Origin of the sequence: Pseudoxanthomonas indica, assembly GCF_900167565.1 — a bacterium.
GTDB lineage: Bacteria > Pseudomonadota > Gammaproteobacteria > Xanthomonadales > Xanthomonadaceae > Pseudoxanthomonas_A > Pseudoxanthomonas_A indica.
Map to the genome: position 1 here is coordinate 618295 of NZ_FUZV01000001.1, position 16793 is coordinate 635087.

16 protein-coding genes are annotated in these 16793 nt (G+C 66.3%); 9 read left to right on the forward strand and 7 right to left on the reverse strand.

The window, feature by feature from the left end:
• Positions 1 to 226: 226 nt before the first annotated feature.
• Genes dapE through map form a run of 5 tightly spaced genes read right to left on the reverse strand, consistent with a single transcriptional unit; the run spans position 227 to position 6067 of the window.
• Positions 227 to 1360: a succinyl-diaminopimelate desuccinylase gene (dapE, locus tag B5X78_RS02880; protein ID WP_079722961.1), complete on the reverse strand. Its 1134-nt coding sequence runs from the start codon at positions 1358 to 1360 to the stop codon at positions 227 to 229.
• Positions 1357 to 1719 (reverse strand): Spx/MgsR family RNA polymerase-binding regulatory protein, encoded by a 363-nt coding sequence (locus tag B5X78_RS02885; protein ID WP_079722962.1) that lies wholly within the window; start codon positions 1717 to 1719, stop codon positions 1357 to 1359. The genes dapE and B5X78_RS02885 overlap by 4 nt, the downstream gene beginning before the upstream one ends.
• A 6-nt stretch (positions 1720 to 1725) precedes the next feature.
• Entirely contained in the window at positions 1726 to 2580 is an 855-nt protein-coding gene (dapD, locus tag B5X78_RS02890; RefSeq protein WP_079722963.1) for a 2,3,4,5-tetrahydropyridine-2,6-dicarboxylate N-succinyltransferase, read from the reverse strand.
• A gap of 59 nt (positions 2581 to 2639) precedes the next feature.
• Complete coding sequence (gene glnD / locus B5X78_RS02895) at positions 2640 to 5240, reverse strand: [protein-PII] uridylyltransferase (protein ID WP_229731061.1); 2601 nt, start codon at positions 5238 to 5240, stop codon at positions 2640 to 2642.
• Between the two features lie 32 nt (positions 5241 to 5272).
• Positions 5273 to 6067 carry a type I methionyl aminopeptidase gene (gene map / locus B5X78_RS02900; protein ID WP_079722964.1) on the reverse strand — a complete coding sequence of 265 codons (795 nt, stop codon included), beginning with the start codon at positions 6065 to 6067 and terminating at the stop codon, positions 5273 to 5275.
• 305 nt (positions 6068 to 6372) lie between these two features.
• Between map and rpsB the strand changes: the two genes are divergently transcribed.
• From rpsB to B5X78_RS02915, 3 genes are all read left to right on the forward strand, one after another.
• Positions 6373 to 7176, forward strand: coding sequence for a 30S ribosomal protein S2 (gene rpsB / locus B5X78_RS02905; RefSeq protein ID WP_079722965.1), 804 nt, complete (start codon positions 6373 to 6375; stop codon positions 7174 to 7176).
• Between the two features lie 93 nt (positions 7177 to 7269).
• Entirely contained in the window at positions 7270 to 8148 is an 879-nt protein-coding gene (gene tsf / locus B5X78_RS02910; RefSeq protein WP_079722966.1) for a translation elongation factor Ts, read from the forward strand.
• Between the two features lie 172 nt (positions 8149 to 8320).
• On the forward strand, positions 8321 to 9811 hold the full coding sequence (locus B5X78_RS02915; RefSeq protein WP_079722967.1) for a sensor domain-containing diguanylate cyclase: 1491 nt from the start codon (positions 8321 to 8323) through the stop codon (positions 9809 to 9811).
• A 12-nt stretch (positions 9812 to 9823) separates the two neighbouring features.
• Here B5X78_RS02915 and bla read toward each other — a convergent pair whose 3' ends face one another.
• Positions 9824 to 10741, reverse strand: coding sequence for a subclass B3 metallo-beta-lactamase (gene bla / locus B5X78_RS02920; RefSeq protein WP_079722968.1), 918 nt, complete (start codon positions 10739 to 10741; stop codon positions 9824 to 9826).
• Between the two features lie 73 nt (positions 10742 to 10814).
• Positions 10815 to 11507 (reverse strand): AIM24 family protein, encoded by a 693-nt coding sequence (locus B5X78_RS02925; RefSeq protein WP_079722969.1) that lies wholly within the window; start codon positions 11505 to 11507, stop codon positions 10815 to 10817.
• 140 nt (positions 11508 to 11647) lie between these two features.
• Between B5X78_RS02925 and pyrH the strand changes: the two genes are divergently transcribed.
• From pyrH to B5X78_RS02955, 6 genes are all read left to right on the forward strand, one after another.
• On the forward strand, positions 11648 to 12376 hold the full coding sequence (pyrH, locus tag B5X78_RS02930; protein WP_079722970.1) for a UMP kinase: 729 nt from the start codon (positions 11648 to 11650) through the stop codon (positions 12374 to 12376).
• Between the two features lie 49 nt (positions 12377 to 12425).
• The gene (locus tag B5X78_RS02935) at positions 12426 to 13343 is read left to right on the forward strand and encodes a cation diffusion facilitator family transporter (protein ID WP_079722971.1); all 918 of its coding nucleotides are present in this window, start codon (positions 12426 to 12428) and stop codon (positions 13341 to 13343) included.
• A gap of 84 nt (positions 13344 to 13427) precedes the next feature.
• The gene (gene frr / locus B5X78_RS02940; RefSeq protein WP_079722972.1) at positions 13428 to 13985 is read left to right on the forward strand and encodes a ribosome recycling factor; all 558 of its coding nucleotides are present in this window, start codon (positions 13428 to 13430) and stop codon (positions 13983 to 13985) included.
• Between the two features lie 8 nt (positions 13986 to 13993).
• Positions 13994 to 14749 (forward strand): polyprenyl diphosphate synthase, encoded by a 756-nt coding sequence (gene uppS / locus B5X78_RS02945; RefSeq protein ID WP_079722973.1) that lies wholly within the window; start codon positions 13994 to 13996, stop codon positions 14747 to 14749.
• Complete coding sequence (locus B5X78_RS02950) at positions 14746 to 15591, forward strand: phosphatidate cytidylyltransferase (protein WP_079722974.1); 846 nt, start codon at positions 14746 to 14748, stop codon at positions 15589 to 15591. Before uppS ends, B5X78_RS02950 begins: the two co-directional genes overlap by 4 nt.
• 2 nt (positions 15592 to 15593) lie before the next feature.
• Positions 15594 to 16781, forward strand: coding sequence for a 1-deoxy-D-xylulose-5-phosphate reductoisomerase (locus tag B5X78_RS02955; RefSeq protein WP_176140763.1), 1188 nt, complete (start codon positions 15594 to 15596; stop codon positions 16779 to 16781).
• The last annotated feature ends 12 nt before the right edge of the window (positions 16782 to 16793 follow it).

Below are 16793 nucleotides of genomic sequence, written 5' to 3' on the forward strand. Positions count from 1 at the left end.
TCGCACGCGCATTATTGCGGCGGTTCGAATTGGTCGTGTTGACGGCGGAAAGACGAAGCATGGGGGTGAAGCTAACCGGTCCGGGTGGTGGCTGGCAAGCCCCCGGGCTCGAATCGAAAAGGTTGCAGATGCAACAGGTCAGCCTGGCCGTACCTGTGCATGTTGTAGGAGGGGCTTCAGCCCCGACAGCAAGAGCATCGGGGCTGAAGCGCCTCCTGCAGAGGTGTCACCCCGGCAGCATCAGGCGCTCGAGCAGCCGCTGGTACAGGCCCGGCAACGCTTCCAGCTCCGCCACCGCGATGTTCTCGTCCACCTTGTGGATGCTCGCGTTGACCGGACCCACTTCGATGCACTGCGCGCCCAGTGGGGCGATAAATCGCGCATCAGAGGTACCACCTGCGGTGCTCTCTTCCGGCGGTTCGCCGGCAAATTCCGCCAGCACCTGCCGCGCCGTGGCGCGCAGCTGGCCTTCGGGCGTATAGAACGGCTCGCCGCCACGGTGCCAATGGATGCTGTAGTCCAATTCATGCCGGCGCAGCAGGTCTTCGATCTCCTGCTCCAGCTTTTCCGCGGTCCAGGTGGGATTGAAGCGCAGGTTGAAGATCAGCTTGAGATCTCCGGGAATGACGTTGCTGGCGCCGGTGCCGGACTGCATGTTGGAAATCTGCAGGCTGGTTGGCGGGAAGGTTTCATACCCGTCATCCCAGACCCGCGCGGTCAGTTCGGCCAGCGCAGGCAGTGCTTTGTGGATCGGATTGAGCGCCTTGTGCGGATACGCCACATGGCCCTGGATGCCGCGCACGGTGAGCGTGCCGGTGACCGTGCCGCGACGGCCGACGCGCAGCAGGTCGCCCAGTTTTTCCTTGGAGGACGGTTCGCCGGTGATACACCAGTCAATGCGCTGGCCACGCTGGCGGAAGGTCTCGGCGACTCGCTTGACGCCATCATGGGCATCGCCTTCTTCATCTGAAGTGACCAGCAGCGCCACTGTGCCCGGATGATGGGGATGCGCGTCGACAAAGCGCTCGAGTGCAATTGTGCACGCGGCCACGCTGCACTTCATGTCGGCGGTGCCGCGGCCGTACAGCACGCCGTCGCGGACAGTCGGAATGAACGGATCGCTGGTCCATTGCGCCAGCGGCCCGGGTGGCACCACATCGGTGTGACCCAACAGCACGAGGACCGGCTCGCCGCTACCGTGGCTGGCCCAAAGATTGTCGGTGTCGCCAAAGCGCAGCGACTCGCAGGTGAATCCGGCCGCCGACAAACGCGTTGCCAGCACCTGCTGGCAACCCGCGTCGTCGGGCGTGACCGAATGACGGCGGATCAGTTCGCTGGACAGTTCAACGACGTCACTCACTTGCCGACTCCGAAAATCTTCTTGAAACCATTGTCACTGAAGCCCTGTGAAAATCCGTCGCCCCCGGTCACCACCACCGGTCGGCGAATCAACTGCGGATACTCCTTGAGCAGCAGCTTCCATTCGGCTTCCGAACCGGGCGCCTTGCGGTTGTCGGGCAGTTGCCGCCAGGTGGTCGAGGACTTGTTGATCAAGGCATCCCAACCACCGGCTTTCATCGACCACGCCAGCAGCGTTTCGGGCGCCTGCCGGTTGTCGCGATAGTCGACAAAGGTGTACGGCACTTCGAAGCGATCCAGCCACTTGGTCGCCTTCTTGCACGTGTCGCAATTCTTCAGTCCGTAAATCGTGGTGGTCATGGCCAATCAGTCAGCCAGTCCGCGCAGCAGTTCGTTGACGCTGGTCTTGCTGCGGGTCTTTTCATCCACCTGCTTGACGATCACAGCGCAGTACAACGAGTGCGAACCATCGGCGGCCGGCAGCGAGCCGGACACCACCACGCTGCCGGGTGGCACGTAGCCGTAGGTAATCTCGCCGGTGGCGCGGTTGTAGATGCGGGTGCTCTGGCCGATGAACACGCCCATGCCGATCACACTGTGGTGACCGACCACCACGCCTTCCACCACTTCCGAACGCGCGCCGATGAAGCAATGGTCCTCGATGATCGTCGGCGAGGCCTGCAGCGGTTCCAGCACGCCGCCGATGCCGGCGCCGCCGGACAGGTGGCAGTGCTTGCCGACCTGCGCGCACGAGCCGACGGTGGCCCAGGTATCGACCATGGTGCCCTCGCCCACGTAGGCGCCGATGTTGACGAAGCTGGGCATCAGCACCACGTCCTTGCCGAAGTAGCTGCCGCGGCGGGCGATCGCGCCAGGCACCACGCGCACGCCAAGCTTGCGGAAATCAGCCTCCTCGAACGCGCCGAAGCGCGCCTCCACCTTGTCCCAGAACGGCGCCGGGTAGGCCTCGACGTACTCCATCTCGTTGACGCGGAAGTACAGCAGCACCGCTTTCTTCAGCCATTCGTTGACCTTCCAGCCGCCCTTGCCATCCGGCTCGGCCACGCGCAGTTTGCCGCTCTCCAAGCCCTCGATGGCGCGCTCGACGGCGGCGCTGGTGGAGCCTTCAATTTCGATCGTGGTCAGTTCGGCGCGGCGCTCGAAGGCGCTTTCAATCGTCGACTTCAGTTCTTCTGTGGCGGTGGCTTTGCGGGGGCTCATCAATCCATGTCCTTACTGGGTGATTTCTTGTGGGGTGCTTCGTTGCGGGTGGCGATGCATCAGTTCGACGTTTCCAGGCCAGCGCGGATGGCATCGCGCAAGTGCTGTTGCTGCTCTTCCGAAGTCAGCGGCATGTCGGCTTCGTCGGTGATCTGGAAGATGTCCTCGGCACGCTCGCCAAAGGTGGCAATGCGCGCGTCGTGCACGCGCAACTGGCGCGCGCGCAGGACCTGCGCCACATCGGAGAGCAGGCCGGGGCGATCCGGCGCCACCAGACTCAGCACCGTGCGCCGGCCATCGGGCGTGCGTCCGAATTCAATGCGCGGGGCAAAGCGGAAATGGCGCAACTGGCGCGGCAACGCACGGCGTGAGGTCCGCACCTTGTCGAGCGGGCCGGCCAGCGCCGCCGTCAATGCAGCCTCCAGGTCGGCCGGATTGCGGCTGGCATAGCTGTCGGCCGGCAGCACTTCAAACGTATCGAAGACCGTGCCTTGCGGGCCGACCAGCACGCGCGCCTGGTGAATCGCGTAGCCCTGCCGATCCAGCGTGGCCAGGATGGCAGCGAACAGGCCATCGCGATCCGGCGAGTGCACGAACACTTCCATCGCGTTGGCGTCATCGGCAATCAGCCGCGCACGCACGCGGGTTTCGCCGTGCGCCACCCCGCGCAGAGCTTCGGCCTGCCAAGCCAACTGCTCCGGGCGGAAGCGCAGGAAGCTTTCCTCGGGCATGGCCGCGAACAGGCTGTCGGCGGTGGCATCGTCCACCGCGTGCAGCTTGAGCAGCACCCGCACCGATTCGCGCGCTTCGGCCAGACGGGCGTCGACCGCGATCGGATTCTCCAGGCCTTCGCGCAACACGCGGCGTGCGGCGAAATAAAGATCCGCCAGCAGGCGATCCTTCCACGCATTCCACAACTTGGGACTGGTGCCGGCGATATCGGCGCAGGTCAACAGGTACAGGTAATCCAGACGCTCGCGATCACCAATGATGCTGGCGAACTTGTGGATCACCTCCGGATCGGCGATGTCCTGCTTCTGCGCCGTGACCGACATGCGCAAATGCTGCTCGACCAGCCAGGCAATCAGATCGCTGTCGGCGGCGCTGAGGTTGTGCGCGGCGCAGAACTCGCGCGCATCGACCGCGCCCAGTTCGGAGTGATCGCCGCCGCGGCCCTTGGCGATGTCGTGGAAGAGGCCGGCCAGCAACAGCAGTTCCGGCTTGCGCAGGCGCGGCCAGACCTCGTGCGCAATGGAAAAGCGCTCGTCGGCGCGGCCGCTGGAGAAGGTGGCGATGTTCTTCAGCACCATCAGGGTGTGCTGATCCACGGTGTAGACATGGAAGAGATCGAACTGCATGCGCCCGGACACGCGCGCGAACGCAGGCAGCCATTGTCCGAGCACGCCCAGGCGGGCCATGCGGGTCAGTGTTTCCACGGCGCGCGGTCCGCGCAGCAGGCCCATGAAGGCGGCGCGCTGTTCGGCGGTGGCGGATGGATAGGCGGTCAGGCGCGGCAGCGCTTCGGCCAGCGCGCGCGCGGTGCGCGAATGCAGGCCGCGCACTTGCGGCTGTGCCGCCCACATGGCGAACAGGGCGAACACCTGCGAAACATCGTTCTGTGGCCACAGCGGATCACGTGCGGCCAGGTAGCCGCGACGCAAGGCGAAGGCCTCATCCAGCGGCTCGGGCAGCGCCTCGCCATCGAACTGTTCCTCGAAACGCTGCAGCAGGCGGTCGCTGATGCGGCGCACGATCGCGGCGCTGCGATAGAAACCCTGCATCATCTTTTCAACGCCCAGGTTTTCGGCGTCGTCGACAAAGCCCAGGCGCTCGGCCAGGGTCTTCTGGTAGTCGAAGCGCAGGCGTTCTTCCGGGCGACCGGCGACCAGGTGCAGGCCGTAGCGCAGGCGTCCCAGTGCGCGACGCTCGCGCGCCAATGCCGCCGCTTCGTCAGGACCCAGGTGGCCCATGCCAACCAGCGGTTCCAGATCGCGTACGCCGAAAGTACGCAAGGCCATCCAGCCCAAGGCATGCAGATCACGCAGGCCGCCGGGACCTTCCTTGATGTTGGGTTCGAGGTTTTCCGAGGTGTCGCCGAAGCGCGCATGGCGCTGGCGCAGTTCCTCGCGCTTGGCCACGAAATAATCGCGCGGCGGCCAGACGCGGGCAGGCGCCACCGCATCCATCAGGCGCGCTTCGTCCTGCGCTTCGGCTACCACCGGTCGCGCTTCAATCAGCGCGGTCAACACGGTCTGGTCGGCGGCGGCAAGGGTGCATTCCTCGGCCGAGCGCACTGCGTGGCTGACCGGCAGGCCGGCGTCCCACAGCAGGGCGAAAAAGCGCGCCAGCGCCTCGTGATGCTGCTGCTGTTGTGGCGCTTCGGCCAGCACCAGCAGATCCACGTCCGACTGCGGGAACAACTCGCCGCGCCCGTAGCCGCCCACCGCGAACAGCGACATCAGGCTGTCGGCGGGAACGCAGCGATGCCAGGCATCCACGAGCACGTGATCGACGCTGCGCGCGCGCAGGGCCAACACCCGATCCATGCCATCGCCATGATCGAAGCGCTTGCTCATGCGGGCTTCGTGGTGGGACAGGTTGGCGCGGGCCGCAGCCAGCCAGGCGGCGTCGTCGGCCGGTTCCTGGCTGATCGTGGTCAGCCGCGTTGCAGAATCAGCCGCGGCCTGGGAGCTCACAGGTCGTTGTCGTCGCCGGGCAGGCGGGTCAGGATTTCCACGCCCGTTTCGGTCACCGCCACGGTGTGTTCCCACTGCGCGGAGAGCTTGCGATCCTTGGTGACCACGGTCCAGGCATCGGGCAGCACTTTCGAGAAGCGGGTGCCCTCGTTGATCATCGGCTCGATGGTGAAGGTCATGCCCGGCTTGAGCACCACGCCATCGCCGGGGCGACCGTAGTGCAGCACCTGCGGTTCGTCGTGGTAGACCTTGCCGATGCCGTGGCCGCAGTACTCGCGCACCACGCTGAAGCGCTCGGCTTCGGCGTACTGCTGGATGGCGTGGCCAACGTCGCCGAGGGTGGCGCCGGGCTTGACCATGCGGATGCCGCGGAACATCGCCTCGCGGGTCACGTCCACCAGGCGGCGTGCCATCACCGACGGCGTGCCGACGAAATACATGCGGCTGGTGTCGCCGTGCCAGCCGTCCTTGATGACGGTGACGTCGATGTTGAGGATGTCGCCTTCCTTCAGCACCTTGCCCTCGCTGGGCATGCCGTGGCAGATGACGTTGTTGACCGAGGTGCAGACGGTCGACGGGAACGGGATGCGCCCGTGGCCGCCGCCGTAACCGATGTTGGCCGGGATGGCCTTCTGCACGTTGACGATATGATCGTGGCAGATACGGTCCAGCTCGGCAGTGGTGACGCCCGGCTTCACGTGCGGGGCGACGATCTGCAGCACTTCGGCGGCCAGACGGCCGGCCACGCGCATGTGCTCGATGTCTTCGGGGGTCTTAAGGGTAATGGCCATGCGGCGATTATCGCCGATTTTCCCCGCCGGGGAGCCCCCGGCAGCCCTTTGGTTGCCTGCAACTCTTTGTTCCCGCTATACTTCCGCGGCTTGGCCGGGTCCGCCCGTCCGCCGCCCACGCCGTGCGACATCGGTGAATCCACACCTGCTGCCTCATCCCGTGCCGGGGTGCCTGCGGAAATCCCCGTGATTTCCAACGGTTCGGACACGGAAGCCGCAGGGAGGCCCAACCCCGGAACCAATGCCCTGACGGGCAAGCCGCCCTATTCCCTGGCGGTCGTGGTTCCACCTCAGGAGTTCAAGCAATGCCCCAAGTCACCATGCGCCAGATGCTGGAAGCCGGCGTCCATTTCGGCCACCAGACCCGCTATTGGAACCCCAAGATGGCTCCGTACATCTTCGGCGCCCGCGGCAAGATCCACATCATCAACCTCGAGAAGACCGTTCCGCTGTTCAACGACGCGATGAACTTCCTCTCGAGCATCGCCCAGAAGCGCGGCACCGTGCTGTTCGTCGGCACCAAGCGCAGCGCGCGCGAAGCGGTGAAGGCCGAAGCCGAGCGTTGCGGCCAGCCGTACATGACCCAGCGCTGGCTGGGCGGCACGCTGACCAACTTCGCCACCGTGAAGAAGTCGGTCGCCCGCCTGAAGGAACTGGAAGCCGCTGAAACCGACGGCACCTTCGAGAAGCTGGTCAAGCACGAAGTGCTGGGCCTGCGCCGCGAGCGCGACAAGCTGGAAGCCTCGCTGGGCGGCATCAAGGACATGAACCGCCTGCCCGACGCCCTGTTCGTCATCGACATCGGCCACGAAGACATCGCCATCAAGGAAGCCAAGAAGCTCGGCATCCCGGTGATCGCGGTGGTCGACTCGAACTACGACCCGGCCCTGGTCGACTACGCCATCCCCGGCAACGACGACGCCATCCGCGCCGTGCAGCTCTACGCCAGCGCCGCCGCTGACGCCGTGCTGGAAGGCAAGGCCGCCACGCCGAACGCTGCCGTGGTGCGCGAGGAAGAGTTCGCCGAAGGCGACGAAGACGGCAAGGCTGCCCGCCGCGCCCCGGCCAAGAAGGCCGGCAAGAAGGCTGACGAAGCCGCTGCCGAGTAATCGGCCTGCAATGCAGCCGCGCCACAGTGCGCGGCTGCTGCACCTTCCTTCTCCCTGCGAGAAGGCAAGCTCATCATCAATTGAGGTATTCCCGTGGAAATTACCGCTTCCCTGGTAAAGGAACTGCGCGAGCGCACTGGCGCCGGCATGATGGAGTGCAAGAAGGCACTCGCTGAGAACAACGCCGACATCGACACCGCCGCCGAATGGCTGCGCAAGTCGGGTCTGGCCAAGGCCGACAAGAAGGCCGGCCGCGTGGCCGCCGAAGGCCGCATCGCCATGGCGCAGGACGGCGGCAAGGCCGTGCTGGTCGAAATCAACTCCGAAACCGACTTCGTCGCCAAGGACAGCAACTTCCTGGGCTTCACCGAGTCCGTGGCCCAGGCCGCGCTGGCTTCGGGCGCCGCTGACGCCGAAGCGCTGAAGTCGGCCAAGCTGCCGACCGGCGAAACCGTCGAGGAAACCCGCGCCGCCGTCATCGCCAAGGTCGGCGAGAACGTGCAGGTGCGTCGCCTGGTCCGTACCGACAGCGCCAACAACGTGGCCGCTTACGTCCACGGTGGCCGCATCGGCGTGCTGGTGGAAGTCAAGGGCGGCGACGCCGAGCTGGCCCGTGGCCTGGCCATGCACGTGGCCGCCATGAACCCGCCGCACATCAAGGCGTCCGACGTCCCGGCCGAGTTCGTGGCCAAAGAAAAGGAAATCGAGCTGGCCAAGATGTCCGACAAGGACAAGAACAAGCCTGCCGACATCCTGGAAAAGATCATCAGCGGCAAGATCGCCAAGATCGTCAACGAAGTGACCCTGTACGGTCAGCCGTACGTGCTGGACACCAACCAGTCGGTCGAGCAGGTCCTGAAGGCCGCCGGCGCCGAAGTGGTCAGCATGCAGCGCCTGGCCGTGGGTGAAGGCATCGAGAAGGTGGTGGAAGACTACGCCGCCGAAGTGATGAAGCAGGCCGGCCTGGCGTAAGCCTGGCGTCCCCCTGCTCCGGAAAAAGCCGCGACCTGGTCGCGGCTTTTTTCTTGCCTGAAAAAAATTCTAAACAAACCCTAAACTTTGTCGCGACCCGGCCGATACGCTGGCGTAGGGGTCTCAAAGCCCGCGTCCTTTCCTTTCCGTACAACCCGGTGTCAGCCGCACGATGCGAGCCGAACTCGAAGCCCAGCTGTCCTGTTGCCGCGACCTGCCCTCCCCGCCGGGGGTGGCATTGCGGATCCTTGCGCTGGCGCAGGACCCGGATGTGCTGATGGCCGCGGCCGCGGACACCATCGGCCTGGACGCGGCCTTGAGCGCACGCATGTTGCGCATCGCCAATTCGCCACTCTATGCCAGCCGTCGCCGCATCGAGAACCTCAGCCAGGCGCTGACCCTGCTGGGTTTGAACGCCACGCTGACCCTGGCGCTGGGTTTCTCGCTGGCGACCGGCCTGCGCGGCCAGCGTGGACTGGGTGAAGCCAGCGAGGACCGGATCTGGCGACGCAGCGTCATCGCCGCGCTGGGCGCGCGCCTGCTCGGCGAACGCACCGGCGTGCGCAAGCTGGAAGAACTGATGCTGGCCGGCCTGTTGCAGGACATCGGCGCCCTGGCCCTGCTGCAACTGGACCGCGAACGCTACGGCAACCTGCTGGCCGCCGATCCGGACGCGCGCCTGCGGCTGGAGCTGGAAGTGGACTGCTACGGCAGCCACCATGCCGAGGTGGGCCATTGGATGGCGCGCCACTGGAACCTGCCGCCGCTGCTGCAGGAAGCGATCCTGCACAGCGAATCGGAACAACCGGACACGCCCTTCGAAGCCTGCGTGGTGGTCTCGGGCAGCCTGGCCGACCTGTGGCTGCGCGAGGACACCGAAGCCGCGCGCGAGGACGCCATCGTCGCCGCGCACGCCCACCTGCAGCTGGAACCGGCGGATGTGGATGGCGTGATTGCGCAGATGTCGCTGATGCTGCCGGACGTGGCCAAGATGTTCGACGTGCGCATTTCCCAGCCCGAGCGCATTGCCGCGCTGCTGGATCAGGCGCGCGAACTGCTGGTGCTGCGCAACCTGCGCGAGATCCAGGAAGCCGCCCGCGCCCGCAAGGACGCCGACGAATTCGAGCATCGCGCCCGCCGCCTCGCTGAAGAAGCGCGTCGCGACCCGCTGACCGGCGTGTACAACCGCAGCCAGCTGGAAACCGTGCTGGAGAAGGAGTTCGAGACATCGACCCGGCATGGCTGGCCGTTGTCGATCGCCTTCGTCGACCTGGACGATTTCAAGAAGATCAACGATGGCTGGGGCCATCTGGTCGGTGACCAGGTGCTGCGCACCTTCGCCAGCACCCTGCTCAAGCACCTGCGCAGCAGTGACATCGTCGCCCGCTACGGCGGCGAGGAATTCCTGGTGGTGCTGCCCGGCACCGACGAACGCGCCGCGCTGGGCGTGATGCGCCGGATCCTGGCCGAGATAGGCAAGCTGCCGATGGCCAGCATCAATGGCCAACCGCTGCACATCACCTTCTCCGCCGGCCTGGCCACGCAAGGCGCGCTGGAGCAGTTCACCCACGTGGATCACCTGCTCAAGGCCGCCGACGAAGCGCTGTATGGCGCCAAGCGCAATGGCCGCAACCGGGTCGCGGGCGGACTGCTCGATTCCTGATCGGCAGCCGCGTCAGCGCCCCGCTTCGTCGCGCAGGCGCTGGTCCAGGCGCTGCGTGGCCTGCTCGGCGTAGACGCGGCAGGCACCCGGATTTTCCAGCGCGCGGCTGCCGGGGTTGTCGCGCTGCTTCTGCTCGCGCTCGAACAATTCCGAAAAGCCCGGATGCGCCGACACCATGAAGTCGCAAGGCAGCGCGCCCACCTTGGCGATCGTGCGGCGGAACTCGGCGACGCGTGCGCCGTCAGCCGGTCCGAACTTGAACTCATCCGCCGACACCGGTGTCAGGCTGTCGGCGTAGACCATATCCAGGCAGCGTTGCTGCTCGCAGCTGCGCCAGGTCCAGGCGCTGCCGCCAGGCGTGTGCCCGGGCGTGGCGTGGATCTGCAGTGTGGTATTGCCCAGCTGCAGTGTCTGCCCGTCGGTGAGGACCTTGATGGCGCTCTTCACCGGCGGAAACGCACCGCCCATGTGCGCCTGCGGGTCGTCGTCGGGGGCGTCGCCTGCGCGCAGCGCTTCAGCGCCACGCGCGGTGGCCAGCACCACCGCCTTGCCGCCACTCATGCGCACCAGCGCGGCGATGCCACCGGCGTGATCGAAGTGGGCATGGCTCATGCCGATGTACGTGATGTCCTCCGGCTTGAAGCCCAGCGCACGGATGTTGCCGGCGATCACCGGCGCCGACTGCGGCAGCGCGCCGTCCAGCAGCACCAAACCCTGGCCGGTGTCGATCAGGATAGAACTGAGACCCTCGGTGCCCACGTAGTAGCTGTTGCCGTAGAGCTTGAACGGCGCATGCGGCTGGTTCCATTCGGCGCAGCTGTCGCATTCGAACGGCTTGACGTCATTGGCGGGCGCGGGCTGCGCGGCCTGCGCCAGATGGGCAAAAGCCAGCAACAGGACGGATGGCAACCAGCAGCGGATCGAGCGCATCGACAATTCCTTGCAATCCAGGGGAACCCACAAGACCGCGCGTGCGCGGATTAGTTTCGCGCACGCGCAGGTTTTACTGCTTGTGTTGCAGATAGACCTCTTCGTATGGCTGCACCACCACCCAGCCTTCACCGGCAAACTTCAACTGGATGCTTTCGCCCGAGCCGCGGCCCAGCAGCGTCTTGAAGGAAATATCGGTGACGATGTCCGGACTCAGCCCGCCCGACCAGGCCACCGTCGCATTGGGGTCGGTGAACACCGGCTGGTTGCGGCTGACTGCCAGCGTCAACGGCTGGTAGTGCGAGGTGATCGCGACCACGCCACGTCCGCTCAGGCGGATATTGAAGAGGCCACCCGAAAGCATGCCGGCCACGCGCCGCATCATGGTGATCTGCGAGTCGATGCCGTCTTCGTAGGCGAGCACGTCATTGCCGTTGACGAAGATCGATTCGCCATCCAGCCGCAGCAGGGTGATCTTCTTGCCGCTGTCGGCCAGGTAGACACGGCCCTGGCCTTCCATCTTCATCAGGGTGTTGCCTTCCCCGCTGATGGCCTTCTTGAGCAGGTTGCCCAGCCCCTGTTCGAGCATGCCCTGGCGGACGAACTTGACCGCGCCGCGGTAGGCCACCATCGAGCCGGCCTTGGCCCAGACCCGGCCGCTCAACTTCACTTCGAGCATGTGCGCACTCTCCAGCTCGAAGGCTTCCGCGCTGAGGTCCTTCTGGCCGGAGGATTCAACAAACTCGCTGACTTTGGTAATCGCCATCCCGTGCTCCAAGAGGCCTGCCGCTGCAGGCGAATGCGCGATGTTACCGCCTGCCGGTGCAGTGGAATAAGTCAGCGCGGCGTCGGCGTCGACACCGCCTGGGCTATACTCCGCGCCGCCCGCACAGCCCCGAGACCGCCATGACCGCACCGCTCGCCTATCGCCGAATTCTGCTCAAACTTTCCGGCGAGGCGTTGATGGGGTCCGAGGACTACGGCATCGACCCGGTCGTGATCCGCCGCATCGCCCACGAGATCATCGAGGCGCGCGATGCCGGCGCCGAGGTGGGCCTGGTCATCGGCGGCGGCAACATCTTCCGCGGCGCCGGCCTGGCTGCCTCGGGCATGGACCGGGTCACCGGCGACCAGATGGGCATGCTGGCCACGGTCATCAACGCCCTGGCCATGCAGGACGCGCTGGAGAAGCTCGGCGCCAAGGTGCGGGTGATGAGCGCCCTGAAGATCAACGACGTCTGCGAGGACTACATCCGCCGCCGCGCCGTGCGCCACCTGGAAAAGGGCCGTATCGCGATCTTCGCCGCCGGTACCGGCAACCCTTTCTTCACCACCGACTCCGGCGCCGCCCTGCGCGCGATCGAGATCGGCGCGGACCTGCTGCTCAAGGCCACCAAGGTCGATGGCGTCTACGACAAGGACCCGGGCAAGCACAAGGACGCACAGCGCTACGAGCAGCTGACCTACGACGAAGTGATCACCCGCAACCTGCAGGTGATGGACACCGCCGCTTTCGCGCTGTGCCGCGACAGCGACCTGCCGCTGCGCATCTACGACCTGTCGGTGCCGGGCAACCTGATGCGCATCCTGCGCGGCGAGAACATCGGCACGCTGGTCAAGGGCCGCAACGGCTGATCCTGTCCTGTGATTGTGTCCGCCCACCCGGAGCGGCCACGCTAAACGCATGGGACACGCTCACGGCTCGCATCACCACGCACACGGCTCGGCCACGCGCACCTTCGCGCTGGTCACCCTGATCAACCTGGCGTATACCGCGCTGGAAGCCGGCTACGGCTTCCATACCAACTCGCTTGCGCTGCTGTCCGACGCCCTGCACAACCTGGGCGACGTGCTGGGCCTGGGCCTGGCCTGGGCGGCGGCGGCGCTGGCACGACGTCCGCCGAGCGGTCGCCATACCTACGGTTGGCGGCGCGCGACCCTGCTCTCGCCGCTGGCCAACGCGATCCTGCTGATGGTTTTTTCCGGTGCGCTGGGCTGGGAAGTGGTGCGCCGCTTCAGCGAGCCGCCGCAGATTCCGGCCACGCCGGTGATCGTGGTGGCAGCCATCGGCATCGTCATCAACCTGGGCGCAGCCTGGCTGGTCAAGGACGGCCATGCGCATGACCTGAACAAACGTGGCGCCTTCCTGCACCTGATGGCGGACGCGGCGGTCTCGCTGGCCGCGGTGCTGGCGGGCTTCGGCATGCTGGCGTTCGGCTGGGCCTGGCTGGATCCGCTCACCGCCCTGCTGATTGGCGTGGTCATCGCCGTGGGCACCTTCGGCCTGCTGCGCGATAGTTTCAACGCCGCCATGGATGCCGTACCCGGCAGCATCGACCCGCAGGCAGTGGAAGCGTTCCTGCTGGCGCGGCCGGGCGTGCAGGCGGTGCATCACCTGCATATCTGGTCACTGGGCGCCGGCGAAGTGGCGCTCACCGCGCATCTGGTGCGTCCCGAGCAGGGCGATCACGATGCTTTCATCGACCAGACCCTGCATGCGCTGGATCATCGCTACGGGATCAACCACGCCACCCTGCAAATCGAGCGGGGTGCGCAATGCCAGCATGATCTGCATGATGCCGCGCCGCACCATTCGCACTGATGCCGGCCCCGGCGGGGGCGGCTAACCCGCAAAACCAGCTGGAGCGCCTATAATCCGGGGTTTAAGGATGCCCCAGGACCCGTGATGCTCAACGACATCAAGAAAGACGCGCAGGCGCGCATGACCAAGAGCATCGAGGCCTTGCGTCACACCCTCATCAAGGTCCGCACCGGTCGCGCTTCCACCGCCCTGGTCGAGCACCTCAAGGTCAATTACTACGGCTCGGACATGCCGTTGAGCCAGGTCGCCACCGTGGCCGTCTCCGATGCCCGCTCGCTGACCATCACGCCGTGGGAAAAGCAGATGGTCAGCGCGGTCGAGAAGGCGATCCTGGGTTCCGACCTGGGCCTGACCCCGAACACCGCCGGCACCGTCATCCGCCTGAACCTGCCGGCGCTGACCGAAGAACGCCGCCGCGAACTGTCCAAGGTGGTGCATGGCGAAGGCGAGGACACCAAGGTGGCCATTCGCAACATCCGCCGCGACGCCAACCAGCAAGTCAAGGATCTGCTGAAGGAAAAGCAGATCACCGAGGACGAAGAGCGTCGCACCGAAGACGAAATCCAGAAGCTCACCGACAAGTCGATCAAGGACGTCGATGACGTGGTCAAGGCCAAGGAACAGGAATTGATGGCGGTCTGAGGACTGCCATGTCCACCGTCCCTGCCGGCATTCCGCGACACCTGGCCGTCATCATGGACGGCAACGGGCGCTGGGCCGAACGACGCAAGCGCCCGCGCGCCATCGGCCATCGTGCCGGCGCGCGTGCGGTCAATGTCTGCATCGACTTCTGCCTGGAACGCGGCATCGGCGCGTTGACGCTGTTCGCCTTTTCCAGCGAGAACTGGGGTCGCCCGCAGGAAGAAGTGGGCGCCTTGATGAAGTTGTTCCTCAGCGCGCTGGATCGCGAAGTCAGCGAGCTGGACCGGCGTGGCGTGCGCGTGCGTTTCATCGGCGAACGCGAGCGCTTTCCCGCCAGCATCCGCGAACGCATGGCCTCCGCCGAGGCGCTGACCGCCGGCAACCAGCGCCTGCACCTGGTGATCGCCGCCAGCTATGGCGGCCGCCAGGACATCGCCCAGGCCGCGCGCAGCCTGGCCGAGGATGTGCTGGCCGGGCGCCTTCGCAGCGACGAGATCAACGAAAACACGATGGCCTCGCGCATGGCCCTGGCCGATCTGCCGGCGCCGGATCTGTTCATCCGCACCGGCGGTGATCATCGCGTCAGCAATTTCCTGCTCTGGCAACTGGCCTACACCGAGCTCTGGTTCACCGAGCAACTGTGGCCGGATCTGGACGTCCCCACCCTGCAGCGCGCGCTGGAAGACTATGCGCGGCGCGAACGCCGATTCGGCCTGACCAGTGCGCAACTGGGCGGGCACAGCCCGGAGAATCCATCCGCATGAGCAAGCCCAGCGGCACCAAGGTCCGCGTGATCGCGGCCCTGGCAATGGCCCCGATCGCCATTGCCGCCATCCTGATGCTGTCCACGCCCTGGTTGGCGGCTCTGGCCGCGCTGGTGTTCCTGATTGGATTGTGGGAATGGTTCAAGCTGGCCGAAATCGATGATTCGCTGCCGCGCACGCTGCTGCTGCTGGCCAACCTGCTGCTGATGGTGCTGCTGGTCTGGGCCTCGGCGGGATCGCCGGATCTGGTCCCACTGCGGCTGGTGTCGCTGCTGGGCGTGGTGTGGTGGTTGCTGGCGCTGCTGTGGCTGCGCTACTTCAACTTCGCCTCCGACCACCAGACCTGGGCGCGCGGGTTCAAGCTCGCCGCCGGTACGCTGGCGGTGGTGCCCGCCTGGTGCGCGCTGTGCCTGATCCATGCCAGCCAGCCCAACGGCCATCGCTGGCTGTTCGTGGCGCTGGCGATGGTGTGGGCGGCCGACAGCGGCGCCTATTTCGCCGGCCGCCGGTTCGGCAAGCACAAGCTGGCGCCGCGGATCAGTCCCAACAAGACCATCGAAGGCCTGCTGGGTGGCCTGGCCGCCGGCCTGTTGATTGCCGCGGGCGGCACCTTCTTCGCCGGCGCCGGCCTGGCCGAATTGCCCTTCGTGCTGATTGTCGCCGTGGCGACGGTGCTCGGCTCGGTGGTGGGCGATCTGTTTGAAAGCCTGATCAAGCGGCATGTCGGCGCCAAGGATTCCGGCGACGTCATTCCCGGCCATGGCGGCGTGCTGGATCGGGTCGACGGCGTGCTCGCCGCACTGCCGATTTTCGCCCTGGGCAAGGAACTGTTCGGGTTCTGAGCATGAGCAGCCTTCCGCAACGCGTCGCCGTGCTTGGCGCCACCGGTTCAATCGGCGCCTCGGCGCTGGACGTCATCGCGCGCCACCCGGATCGCCTGCGCGTCAGCGTGCTGGCCGCAGGCAGCCAGGTCGACGCCCTGCTCGCCCTGTGCGCGCAACATCGACCGCAGCACGCCGTCATTGCCGACGAAAGCGGCTACGCGCGCTTGCGCGATGGGTTGCGCGAACGTGGCCTGGACACCCGCGCCCACGCCGGCAGCACTGCGCTGGACCAGCTGGTCGCCGGCGACGCATGCGATGTGGTCGTGGCCGCGATCGTGGGGGCGGCCGGCCTGTCGTCGACGCTGGCGGCGGCGCACGCCGGCAAGCGCCTGTTGCTGGCCAACAAGGAATCGCTGGTGCTGGCCGGTGAGCTGGTCATCGCGGCCGCGCACGCCAGCGGCGCGGAAATCATTCCGGTCGACAGCGAGCACAACGCCATCTTCCAATGCCTGCGCTCCTGCCGCGCGCAGGGCGAGGTGCGCCGGGTCGTGCTGACCGCTTCGGGCGGCCCTTTCCGCGGGCGTTCACGGGCCTCGCTGGCCGATGTCACGCCGCAGCAGGCGGTGGCGCATCCGAAGTGGTCGATGGGACCGAAGATTTCGGTCGACTCGGCCACGCTGATGAACAAGGGCCTGGAGCTGATCGAAGCCCACCACCTGTTCGGTCTGTCCAGTGATCGCCTGGGCGTGCTGGTGCATCCGCAGAGCCTGGTCCATTCGCTGGTCGAGTACATCGACGGCTCCACGCTGGCGCAACTGGGCCTGCCCGACATGCGCACGGCGCTGGCGGTGGGCCTGGGCTGGCCCGAACGCATCCAGTCCGGCGTGGCCGGCCTGGATCTGCTGAGCCACGGCCGACTCGATTTCGAGGCCCCGGATCTGGAGGCGTTTCCATGCCTGCGCCTGGCCTGCGAGGCCATGGCCAGCGGCGGTACCGCCCCGGCCGTGCTCAATGCGGCCAACGAAGTCGCGGTTTCAGCGTTTCTTCAGGGCCAAATCAGTTTCCTATCCATTCCCGCGCTGGTCGAGGATGCCCTCGCCGCGCTGCCCGCAACCCCGGCCAGTTCACTGGACGCGCTGCTGGCGGCGGATCTCCAGGCGCGCCGACTCACCGAATCCGCCATCGCAGGACAGGCCCAACGTGCGTGACCGTCCCACTCT